This is a genomic window from Kitasatospora sp. NPDC001539 (assembly GCF_040298565.1).
GTDB lineage: Bacteria > Actinomycetota > Actinomycetes > Streptomycetales > Streptomycetaceae > Kitasatospora.
Window position 1 is genome coordinate 1 of the sequence record NZ_JBEPAK010000041.1, and the last position, 12,537, is coordinate 12,537.

The following is a 12,537-nucleotide window of genomic DNA, read 5'->3' on the forward strand; positions in this document are numbered from 1 at the left end:
CGACCTGGACGCGGTCGTCGCCACGGCCGGCGCGTCCCTGCCGGACTACATGGTGCCGCAGTCCTTCGTCGTCCTCACGGCCTGGCCGATGACGCCCAACGGGAAGCTGGACCGGGCCGCGCTGCCCGCGCCCCAGGCGCCGACGGCGGTCGGACGGCCTGCCCGGACCATGACCGAGCAGGTGCTGTGCACCCTGTTCTGCGACGTCCTCGGCGTGCCCGCGGTCGGGGTCGACGACGACTTCTTCCTGCTGGGCGGCCACTCCCTGCTCGCCAGCCGGCTGGCCAGCCGCATCCGCACCACCTTCGGGGCGGAGCTGCCGGTCCGGGTGCTGTTCGACAATCCGACCGTCGCCGGCGTGGCCGAGTGGTTCGACCGCGCCGCCACGGGACGTCCGCCGCTGCTCCCGAGGCCGCGGCCGGAACGCCTCCCGCTGTCGCACGCCCAGCGGCGCCTCTGGTTCATCGACCGGTACGAGGGCAGCAGCGCGACGTACAACATGCCGATCGCCATGCGGCTCTCGGGTCCCCTGGACACCGCCGCGCTGCGCTCGGCGGTGGCCGACGTGGTGGCCCGGCACGAGGCCCTTCGCACGGTCTTCCCCGACGAGGCGGGCGTGCCGTGGCAGCGGATCCTCGACCCCGGCCAGGTCCGCATCGACCTGCCGGTCACCACGGTGACCGAGGACGGGGTCGAGGCCGCGATGACCGCGGCGGCCCGTCGGCTCTTCGACCTGGAGGTCGACCCGCCACTGCGCGTCGAACTGCTGCGGCTGGACGCCGAGACGCACGTCCTGCTCGTCGTCCTCCACCACATCGCCGGTGACGGTTGGTCGATGGGGCCGCTGTGCCGGGACATCACCACCGCCTACGCGGCCCGGTTGCACGGGCAGGAGCCGGCCTGGGAACCGCTGCCAATCCAGTACGGCGACTACACGCTCTGGCAGCACGAGATGCTGGACGAGCAGGCCGGCCCGGACAGCCCGTTCGCCCGGCAGCTCCGGTTCTGGACCCAGGCCCTGGACGGCGTCCCGGAGCAGCTCACGCTGCCCACCGACCGACCGCGGCCTCCGGTGCCCAGCTACCACGGCGACGACGTCGTCTTCCACGTCGACGCGCAGACCCACACCGGGCTGACGCAGCTGGCACGTCAGTGCGGGGTCACCGTGTTCATGGTGCTCCAGGCCGGCCTCTCGGCGCTGCTGACCCGGCTCGGGGCGGGCACCGACCTGCCGCTGGGCAGCCCCGTCGCGGGCCGCTCGGACGAGACCGTCGAGGACATGGTCGGGTTCTTCGTCAACACCCTGGTGCTGCGCAACGACACCTCGGGGAACCCGACCTTCCGGGAACTGCTGGACCGGGTGCGCCGGACCGACCTGGACGCCTACTCCAACCAGGACATGCCGTTCGAGCGGCTGGTGGACGCCATCAAGCCGGAGCGGGACCCGTCCCGCCACCCGCTGTTCCAGATCGCCTTCGGTCTGCAGAACGACGCGACGCCCGTCCTGTCCCTGCCCGAGGTGGAGAGCCGCGAGGAGTTCGTGGGCATGAAGGTCGCCCGCTTCGACCTCATGTTCGGCTTCACGGAGACGCAGGACGCCGACGGCCTCCCGGCCGGCATGAACGGCTCCGTGGAGTTCGCCACCGACCTGTACGACGCCTCGACCGTCGAGGTCTTCGTACAGCGCCTGGTCCGGCTGCTGGCGAGCGCAGTCGAGGACCCGGACCGCCGTCTGGACGCCCTCGCGATCATGGACGAGAAGGAGCGCGGCCGCGTGGTCGTCGAGTGGAACGACACCGCGCGCCCCGCCCCGACCGGCACCCTGGTCAGCCGCTTCGAGGAGCAGGCTTCCCGGACCCCGGAGGCCACCGCGCTGGTGGGCGCCGACGGCACGCTGGACTACGCCACGCTCAACGCGCGGGCCAACCGGCTCGCCCGGCTGCTCGTCGAGCACGGGGTCGGCCCGGAGAGCCTGGTGGCGATCGCGCTGCCCGCTTCCACCGAGCAGGTCCTCGCGGTCCTCGCGGTGCTCAAGTCCGGCGCCGGCTACCTGCCGCTCGACCCGCGCCACCCCGCGGAGCGGATCGGCTACGTACTCGGCGACGCGGACCCCGCCCTCGTGCTCTGCACCGCTCAGGGGGCCGCCCAGCTGCCCGCGGACGACACCCGGCCCCGCCTGTGGCTGGACGCCGCGGACACGGCGGCGGCGCTGGACGGGAAGCCGGACCACGACCTGTCCGACCGGGAGCGGACGGCGGGACTGCGCCAGGACAACATCGCCTACGTCATCTACACGTCCGGCTCCACCGGACGGCCCAAGGGCGTCCTGGTCAACCACGCCTCCGTCCTGCAGTACCTGGACTGGGCGGCAGACGTCTACCCCGCGCTCGGCGGCGGAACGGCGCTGCTCCACTCGCCGATCTCCTTCGACCTCACGGTCACCGCGCTGTTCGGACCGCTGATCTCCGGCGGGCGCCTGCACGTGGCGCCCATGGAGGAGGACCGGCGCACGGTCGAGGCGCTGGCGGCCGACCCGCTGTCCTTCGTCAAGGCGACGCCCACCCACCTGCGGCTGCTCGACGCACTGCCACCGGAGTTCTCCCCCACCGGGGACCTGGTGACCGGCGGCGAGGCACTGACCGGTGCCGCCCTGGCGGGCTGGCGCGCTCGGAACCCGCGGGCCGCCGTGTACAACGAGTACGGTCCTACCGAGACCACCGTCGGCTGCAGCGTCCACCGCATCGCGCCCGGCGAGGACCTCGATCCCGGCGTGGTCGTCCTCGGGCCGCCCGCGTGGAACACCCGCATGTACGTGCTGGACGCCCACCTGCAGCCCGTTCCGGTGGGCGTGCCGGGCGAGCTGTACATCGCCGGCGGGCTGCTGGCCCGCGGCTACCTCAACCAGGGCGGCTTGACGGCGGGGCGCTTCGTCGCCGACCCGTTCGGGGCGCCGGGCGAGCGGATGTACCGCACCGGCGACCTGGTCCGCTGGCTCCCCGACGGCAACCAGGAGTTCGTCGGCCGGGTCGACGACCAGGTCAAGGTCCGCGGCTACCGCATCGAGACGGGCGAGATCGAGGAGACGCTGCGCCGCCACCCCGGAGTGGACGAGGCCGTGGTGGTGGTCCGCACCGATCGCGCCGACGATCCGCAGCTGGTGGCCTACGTGGTGCCCGGCACGGACGCGTCCCCGGCGGAGACCGGCAGTGCGGACGAGCAGGTCGACCAGTGGCAGCAGGTGTACGAGCTGATGTACGGCGCGGAGCGGCCGGAGGAGTTCGGCGAGGACTTCAGCGGCTGGACCAGCAGCTACAGCGGCGACGACATCCCGCTGGACGAGATGCGCGAGTGGCGGGACGCCACCGTCGCCCGGATCCTCGGGCTTCGGCCGCGGCGGGTCCTGGAGATCGGCGTCGGCAGCGGCCTGCTGCTGGCGAAGGTGGCTCCGCAGGTCGAGGCCTACTGGGGCATCGACTTCTCCACCGAGGCCATCGGGGTCCTGCGCAGGCAGGTCGCGGCGCAGCCCGGTCTGGCCGAGCGGGTGCAGCTGAGGGTGGCCGCCGCGCACGAACTGGAGGGCCTGCCCGATCAGTTCTTCGACACCGTGGTCATCAACTCGGTCGCGCAGTACTTCCCCAACGCCGCGTACCTGACGGAGCTGCTCGACTCGCTGTCGCAGCTGCTGGTGCCGGGTGGCGCCGTCTTCCTCGGCGACCAGCGCAACCTCCGGACGCAGCGGGGCTTCCAGACCGCGATCCGGCTGCACCAGCGGACGGAGCAGCAGAACGAGGCGGCGCTGTCCCGCGCGGTCGAGCAGGCGATCATGATGGAGAAGGAACTCCTGGTCGACCCGGAGTACTTCGCGGCGGCGGCCCGGCAGATCCCGGCGTTCGAGGCCGTGGACGTCCAGGTCAAGCGCGGCCGGGGCGCCAACGAGCTGACCCGCCACCGCTTCGACGTGGTCCTCCGGACGGCCCCGGCCGGGGCCCGTGACGTCGGCGGCGCGGCGGTCCTGCGCTACGGCGTGGACGTCATGGACCTGGCGGAGGTGGAACAGCGGCTGGCCTCGCTCGCCGGCGAGCCGCTCCGGATCACCGGCATCCCGGACGCCCGGGTGGCCGGCGAGCTGGCGGCGGCGGAAGCGCTCGCCGACGGGCGCCCGGTCGCCGAGGTGGCGGCCCTGCTCGAACTCTCCGCCGGGATCGACCCGGAGGAGCTGCACGAGCTGGCCGACCGGTGCGGGCTGGGCGTGCGGGTCACGTACGCACCGGGTGCCGCGGGACGGCTCGACGCGGTGTTCGGTGTCGATGACGGGACGCTCGCCGGGATCTACCTGGCGAGCACGCAGCTGGAGCCTGCGGCACACGTCAACAACCCCCTCGGCTCGCGCCAACTCGGTGCTCTGGTCACCGAACTGCGGGCCTTCGCGGAGGAGCGGCTGCCCGAGTACATGGTGCCGGCGGCGTTCGTTCCGCTGGACGTCCTGCCCATGACGGCCAACGGCAAGCTGGACCGTCGCGCGCTGCCGGCGCCGACCTTCTCCAGCGCGGCGAGCGGACGGGCGCCGCGCACCGAGCTGGAGGCGCGGGTGTGCGCCGTCATGGCCGAGGTCCTGGCCCTGCCCACGGTCGGAGTCGACGACGACTTCTTCGACCTCGGCGGCGACAGCATCATCTCGATCCAGCTCGTCAGCCGGCTGCGGGCCGCGGGCGTCGTCGTGTCCGCACGCGACGTGTTCCGGCACAAGACGGCGGCGGCGATGGCGGCCCTGGCCGCCGTCGAGGACGCCGAACCGGCAGCCGACGGAGCACCGGCCGAGCCACCGGCCCCCGATGACGCGGCGATCGACCTGTCGCTGGTGTCACTGTCCGATGACGAATTGAAGATGTTCGAAGCAAACTGGAAGGTGTCGGAATGAGCACGTCAGCAGTTGAAGCAATCCTGCCGCTGACTCCCTTGCAGGAGGGGCTGCTCTTCCACAGCCTCTACGACGACCGCGGCGTCGACCTCTACACCTCGCAGATGAGCGTCGACCTCGAGGGCGACCTGGACGTCGAGGCGTTCCGGGCGGCTGCGGCCACCGTGCTGCGCCGCCACCCCAATCTCCGGACGGCCTTCCAGCACCAGAACTCGGCCAGGCCGGTCCAGGTGGTGCTCCGTGAGGTGCCGGTCCCGTGGACGGAGCACGACCTCTCCGGACTGGACGAGGCCGAGCGCGCCGCCGAGACGCAGCGGATCACCGAGGAGGACCGGGTCCGCCGATTCGACCTCGGGCGCCCGCCGCTGCTGCGCTTCGCCCTGATCCGCCTGGGCGACCGGCGCTGCCGCCTGCTCTTCACCCACCACCACATCCTGCTGGACGGCTGGTCCATCCCGCTGCTGCTGAGCGAACTGTTCACGCTGTACGCCCGGGGCGGCACCGACGACAGCGGACTGGCCCCCGTGGCCCCGTTCCGCAACTTCCTCGCCTGGCTCGCCAAGCGGGACAAGCCGGCAGCCGAGCTGGCCTGGAGCCAGGCGCTCGAGGACCTCACCGAAGGGACCATCGTCCGGCCGGTGAGGGCCGGCCGCGCCCTGATGGTGCCCGAGCGGGCGGTGATCGACCTGAGTCGCTCACTGACCACGGCACTGACGAACCTGGCACGCCGTCACTCCATCACCCTGAACACCGTGGTCCAGGGGGTCTGGGCACTGCTGCTGGGCCAGCTGACCGGCCGCAGCGACGTGGTCTTCGGGGCCACGGTCTCCGGCCGACCGCCGGAGCTGCCCGGTGTCGAGAACATGATCGGCCTCTTCCTCAACACCCTCCCGGTGCGGGTCCGGATCGATCCGGGCGAGCCGCTCATCGGCCTGCTGGCCCGGCTGCAGGCCGAGCAGTCGGAGCTGCTGCCGCACCAGCACCTGGGGCTCGCCGCCATCCAGCAGCTGGTCGGCGGGGCGGAGCTGTTCGACACGGTGACCGTGTTCGAGAGCTTCCCGGTCGACCACAACGCCGAGAGCCTGCCCGGCACCGGACTGAAGGTGCTCGAGTCCGACGGCACGGACTACAGCCACTTCCCGATCACGTTGATCGCACTGCCCGGCGAGCGGCTCCATCTGCGGGTCAGCTACCAGCCCGACCTCTTCTCCGCCGAGGAGACCGCCGCGCTGCTGGACCGGGCCCGGCTGCTGCTGGAAGCCCTGGTCACCGAGCCGCAGCAGCTCGTCGGACGACTCGACCTGCTGGCCCCCGCCGAACGGCACCGGGTCCTCGTGCAGAACAACGAGACCGACCGGCCGGTCGAACCGGCCACGCTCGCCGAGCTGTTCGAGGCCCAGGCCGCGAGCACGCCGGACGCCGTGGCGGTCGAGTTCGAGTCGACCTCGCTGACGTACGCGGAGCTGGACGCGCGGGCGAACCGGTTGGCGCGGCTGCTGACGGCCCGGGGAATCGGCCCGGAGCAGGTCGTCGCGCTGGCCCTGCCGCGGTCGATCGAGTTCCCACTCTCGGTGCTCGCGGTCGCCAAGGCCGGAGCCGCGCACCTCCCGGTTGACCTGGCGTACCCCAAGGAACGCATCTCCCTGCTGATCGAGGACTCCGCCCCCGCGGCGGTGATCACCACGACCGCTGCCGCACCACTGCTGCCCGAGGCAGCGGACGCCGAGCACCTGCTGATCGACTCCTCCGACGTCCAGGACGCACTGGCGGCAGCTCCGGACGGCCCGCTGACCGACGCCGAGCGCACCGCGCAACCGCACCTGCTCAACCCCGCGTACGTCATCTACACCTCCGGTTCCACCGGGCGCCCGAAGGGCGTCGTCATCAACCACATGGGCCTGGCCAACGGTGCGGCCCTGCAACGCCGTTCCTTCCCCGTGGGTCCCGGCGACCGCGTGCTGCTCTTCGCTTCGCACGGCTTCGACGCCGCCTACTGGGCCCTGTCGATGGCGCTGTTCACCGGTGCCACGCTGGTCGTCGCGCCCGAGGAGCGGCTCACCGTCGGGCCGGTCCTGGCCGAGCTGATCGCCGAGAGCCGGATCACCCACGTGCTCCTGCCGCCGTCGCCGCTGGCGGCGATGCCGCAGGGCAGCCTGGACTCGCTGCGCGTGCTCCTGGCGGGCGCCGAGGCGCTCCCGGCCGAGACGGTCGCCGGCATCGCGCCCCACGTCCGGATGTTCAACGAGTACGGTCCGACCGAGGTGACCGTCCTGGCGACCCAGCACGGGCCGCTCACCGCGGACGGCAAGGCCCCGCCGATCGGTCGGCCGATCGACAACTACCGCGTGTACGTGCTCGACCAGGCGCTGCGGCCGGTGCCGGTGGGCGCCGTCGGCGAGATGTACGCCGCCGGCCCCGGACTGGCCCGCGGCTACCTGGGCCGTGCCACCCTGACCTCGGAGCGGTTCGTCGCCAACCCCTTCGGACCGCCCGGAAGCCGGATGTACCGCACCGGCGACCTGGGCCGGTGGACCGACTCCGGTGAGCTCGTCTTCGCCGGCCGTGCCGACGACCAGGTCAAGATCCGCGGCTTCCGGATCGAGCTCGGCGAGGTCGAGTCCGCGGTCCGCTCCCACCCCGCGGTGCAGCACGCCACGGTCATCGTGCGCGAGGACAGCCCCGGCGATCGCCGGCTGGTGGCCTACGCGGTGGCCGAGGGCGCGGACGCCGAGACGCTGCGCCGGCATCTCGCGGACCGGCTCCCCCAGCACATGGTGCCCAACGCCTTCGTCCTCCTCGACGAGATGCCGCTGACCAGGAACGGCAAGGTGAACCGGGCCGCGCTGCCCGAGCCGGTGGTCGTGCGCGGGCCGCGCAAGGCGCCCTCGACGCCGAATCAGGAGATTCTCTGCGGCCTGTTCGCCGACGTCCTCGGTGAACCCGAGGTCGGCATCGACGACGACTTCTTCCTTCTCGGTGGGCACTCGCTGCTCGCGATCCGGCTGGTCGGCCGGATCCGCACTGCCTTCGGCGTCGACGTGCCGATCCGGGTCGTCTTCGATTCCCCCTCCCCCGAAGCGCTGGTCGCCGAGATCGAGGCGCTGCTCCCCGACACCACCCCGGCGGCCGAGACCCGGCCGGTGGAGCTCTCCCACGCGCAGCGCCGGCTCTGGTTCATCAACCGCTTCGCGCACCGGACCCCGACGCACAACGTCCCGTTCTCCGTTCGGCTCACCGGCGACCTCGACCACGAGGCGCTCACCGGCGCGGTGCACGATGTGCTCGCCCGCCACGACGAGCTGCGGACGATCTTCCCGGAGCTCAACGGCGAGCCGACCGGGGCCGTGCTGCCGCCGGAGGGCGTCCGCCCGGCGTTGACGGTCGCCGACTTCGACGAGACCGCCGTGAGCTCGGAGGCCGCCGAGGGGTTCGACCTGACCGTTCGGGTTCCGGTGCGCTTCACCCTGTTCCGGGTCAGCCCCACGGAGGCCGTGCTGGTGACGGTCCTCCACCGGATCGCGGGCGACGACTGGGCCGGCGGCCGCCTGCTGGCCGATCTGGCGGCCGCCTACCGGTCGAGGGTCTCCGGGGAGCCGGTGAGCTGGGACGACACGGCCGCGTTCGCGGTGGACGACGAGGCCGTCGAATGGTGGACGGAGCAGCTCGCGGAGCTGCCGGAGGAGCTCGTCCTGGCCTCCGACCGTCCGCGGGACGGCAAGGGCTCCCAGCACCTTCTCAGCGTGCCGATCCAGCTGCCGACCGCCCGGTGGCAGGGCGTCACCGTGCTCGCCGACCAGGCCGGAGTGGACCTGGAGACGGTCCTGCGCGGTGCGTTCGCCGTCGTGCTGAGCGGACTCGGCGCAGGCCAGGACCTGCCGATCGCCACCTTGTCCCAGCTGCGCCGGGACGGCGCCGCCGCGTTCGCGGCGAACCCCGCGGTGCTGCGGGTCGACGTGTCCGCCGACCCGTCCGTGGCCGAAATGCTGGCCCGGGCGGGCGAGGCTGCCGCCGCGGCGAAACTGCGGCCGGTCCCCTTCGAGCGGCTGCTGAGCCGGCTCGAACCCGACCTCGAGGCGGCCCGTCATCCGCTGGCGCAGGTCGCCCTCACCGTACGGAGCCGGCGCGAGCTCGCCCTGGAGCTGCCCGGCCTGGTCGTGCGCGCCGACGACGCCGCCCTGGGCCTGGAGAAGTTCGACCTCTCCGTCGTCGTGGACGAGCGGCCTGCCGGCGATGGGCTCACCGGACGGCTGTACTACCGCGCCACCATGTTCGACGCCGAGACGGTGTCCCGGCTCTGGGAACGGATGGCCTCCGTGCTCGGGCAGATGGCCGAGACCCCCGGCCTGCGGCTCTCCCAGCTGCGGCTGGTCACCGGAGCGGAGCGCGAGCAGCTGCTGGCCGGCTGGAACGACACCTCGGTCGAGGTGCCGGCGCTGGCGGCGACCGTGCAGGCGCGCTTCGCCGAGCAGGTCGAGCGCGAGCCGGACGGGATCGCGTTGGTCTGGCAGGACGGGCAATTCACCTACCGGGAGCTCGACCGCGCGGCGAACCGGCTCGCGCACCTGCTGCGTGCCTCCGGCGTGGGCTCCGGCTCCCGGGTGACGGTGCTGCAGCGCCGCTCCCCCGAGCTCGTCGTCTCGCTGCTCGGCGTGCTCAAGGCAGGTGCGGCGTACGTACCGCTCGACGCCCGCGCGCCGCTGGCGCGGCACGAGAGCATCCTGGCCGAGACCGCGGCTTCGGTGCTCCTGGTCGACTCCGCGTCGGCCACCACCGCGCCGCTCGGCGCCCGGACGATCGTCGTCGACCGCGAGCCGCGTCTGGCGGAGCAGCCCGACACCGACCCGGCCGTCCCGGGCCACCCGGAGCAGTTGGCGTACATCATGTACACCTCCGGTTCCACCGGGCAGGCCAAGGGCGTCGCCATCACCCACCGCGACCTGATCGCCTTCGCGCTCGACCGGTGCTTCTCCGGTGACGCGCACGACACGGTGCTCATGCACGCCCCGCACGCCTTCGACGCCTCGAACTACGAGCTGTGGATGCCACTGCTCAACGGCCGTCGCATCGTCCTCGCACCGCCCCAGGAGCTGGACGTGGCAACCCTCGGCCGCCTGGTGGCCGAGCACGGAGTGACCGCACTGCACCTGACCGCCGGTCTGTTCCGGCTCGTGGTCGACGAGGACCTGGACTGCCTGGCCCCGGTGCGCGAACTGCTCGCCGGTGGCGACGTGGTGCCCGCGGCCTCGGTCCGCCGCGTACTGGAGCGCTTCCCCGCGATGGTCGTCCGGGACACCTACGGCCCGACCGAGACCACGACCTTCGCCACGTCGCACCGGATGGACGCGGCGAACCCGCCCGCCGACACCGTGCCGATCGGTCTCCCGCTGGACAACATGCGCGCCTATGTCCTGGACGGCTCGCTGCGCCCCGTCCCGGTCGGGGTCGTCGGTGACCTCTACCTCGCCGGCGAGGGCCTCGCGACCGGCTACTGGACCAAGCCCGCGCTCACCTCGGCGTCGTTCGTGGCCGACCCGTTCGGGCCGGCCGGCAGCCGGATGTACCGCGTGGGCGACCTCGTGCGCCGGACGCCCGACGGCAGCCTGCTGTTCGCCGGCCGCGCCGACGACCAGGTCAAGATCCGCGGCTTCCGGATCGAGCTCGGCGAGGTGGAGTCGGCGCTGGCACGCGTGCCCGAGGTCGCCCAGGCCACCGTCGTGGCGCGCCGCGACGACGCCGGCCAGCCCCGGCTCGTCGCCTACCTCGTCCCCGCCGAAGGGGCGGCCCTCGACGAGTCCGCCGTCCGCGCGCGGCTCGGCGCCGAACTGCCCGAGTACATGGTCCCGTCCGCCTTCGTGCGGCTGGAGCGGCTCCCCCTCACGCCCAACGGCAAGGTCGACCGCAAGGCCCTGCCCGCACCCGCGGCCGCGGTGACCGGCCGGGCCGCCCGCAACCCGCGCGAGGAGCAGCTGCTCGGCCTCTTCGCCGCCCTGCTCGGCCGGCCGGACATGGGCATCGACGACAACTTCTTCGAGCTCGGCGGCGACTCGCTGCTCGCCACCCGCCTGGTCAGCCGGATCCGCGCCGCCTTCGGTGTGGAGGTGCCCATCTGGCTGGTCTTCGACGCCCCGACGGTCGCCTCCCTCGGCGAGCAGCTGGACGGTGCCCGTACCGGCCGGACCGCGCTGCGTGCCATGGAGCGCCCGGAGCGCATCCCGCTGTCGTTCGCGCAGCGACGGCTCTGGTTCATCAACCGATTCGACGGCCAGAGCGCCACGTACAACATGCCGATCTCGCTCCGGCTCACAGGACCGCTGAACCGCACCGCACTGGCCGAGGCACTGGGCGACCTCGTCGCCCGGCACGAGGCCCTGCGGACGGTCTTCCCCGAGGCCGACGGCGTGCCGTACCAGCGGATCCTGTCCGTCGACGAGGCGCACCCGTCACTGGACGTGGTGGAGACACGGCCCGAGGACCTGGACGCCCAGCTGGAGGCCGCGGTCCGGGTCGGCATCGACCTCACCACCGAGCTGCCGCTGCGCGTCCACCTGTACGCGCTCGGGGCGGAGGACCACGTCCTGCTCTTCGTGCTGCACCACATCGCCGGCGACGGCTGGTCGATGCGGCCGCTGGCGACCAACCTCGCGCAGGCCTACGAGGCCCGCTGCAAGGGACGGGCCCCGGAGTTCGCACCGCTTCCGGTGCAGAACGCGGACTACGCGCTGTGGCAGCTGGAGGTCATCGGCGACGAGGACGACCCGGACAGCATCTACTCCCAGCAGCTGAGGTACTGGCAGGAGAACCTCGCCGATCTGCCCGAGGAGCTGGCCCTCCCGGTCGACCGGCCGCGTCCGGCGGTGTCGAGCTACCGGGGCATGCCGGTGTACTTCCGGGTCGACCCGGACGTCCACGAGCGGCTGCTGGCGCTGGCCCAGGAGACGGGTGCGAGCCTGTACATGGTGCTGCAGGCGGCACTGGCCACGATGCTGCACCGGGTCGGGGCGGGCACCGACATCCCGATCGGCAGCGTGATCGCCAACCGCACCGACGAGGCACTCGACGAGATGGTCGGCTTCCTCACCAACATGCTGGTGCTGCGCACCGACACCTCGGGGCGGCCGACGTTCCGTGAGCTCGTGCACCGCGTGCGGGAGACCGACCTCACCGCCTACGACAACCAGGACGTCCCGTTCGAGCGGCTGGTCGAGGCGGTCAACCCGACGCGCTCGCTCGCCCGCCACCCGCTCTTCCAGGTCCTGCTCAACCTGCAGAACCTGCAGGACTACACGACCGAGATGCACGGCCTGGAGCTCAGCTCGTACGTCGTGGACCTCGGCGCCGCCCGGTTCGACCTGGGCTTCGGCTTCTCCGAGGAGTTCGATGCGCAGGGCCGGCCGGCCGGTCTGCAGGGCGACATCCAGTGCAGCACGGACCTCTTCGACCGGGACACGGCGGAGGGCTTCGCCGAGTACCTGGGCCGGGTGCTCCGATCCGCCGCCGGCGATCCGGACCAGCCGATCGACACCATCGACATGCTGCCCGCCGACCAGCGGCACCGGCTCCTGGCGGAGTACAACGACACCGCCGCCGAGGTGGCGGCCGCGCCGCTGCCGGAGCTGTTC

Annotated in this window: 2 protein-coding genes (1 of these 2 only partly in view); both read left to right on the plus strand. The window is 72.7% G+C overall.

What is annotated here, in order from left to right:
- Window positions 1-4,918, plus strand: a 4,918-nt coding sequence (locus ABT247_RS09880; RefSeq protein ID WP_350740761.1) for a non-ribosomal peptide synthetase, incomplete at its 5' end; no start/stop codon positions are given.
- Window positions 4,915-12,537, plus strand: partial view of a non-ribosomal peptide synthase/polyketide synthase gene (locus tag ABT247_RS09885; protein ID WP_350740763.1) — the 5' end (the start) only. It continues 14,745 nt past the right edge of the window; only the first 7,623 of its 22,368 coding nucleotides appear in the window; its start codon is at window positions 4,915-4,917; its stop codon lies off the right edge, out of view. The genes ABT247_RS09880 and ABT247_RS09885, both read left to right, overlap by 4 nt.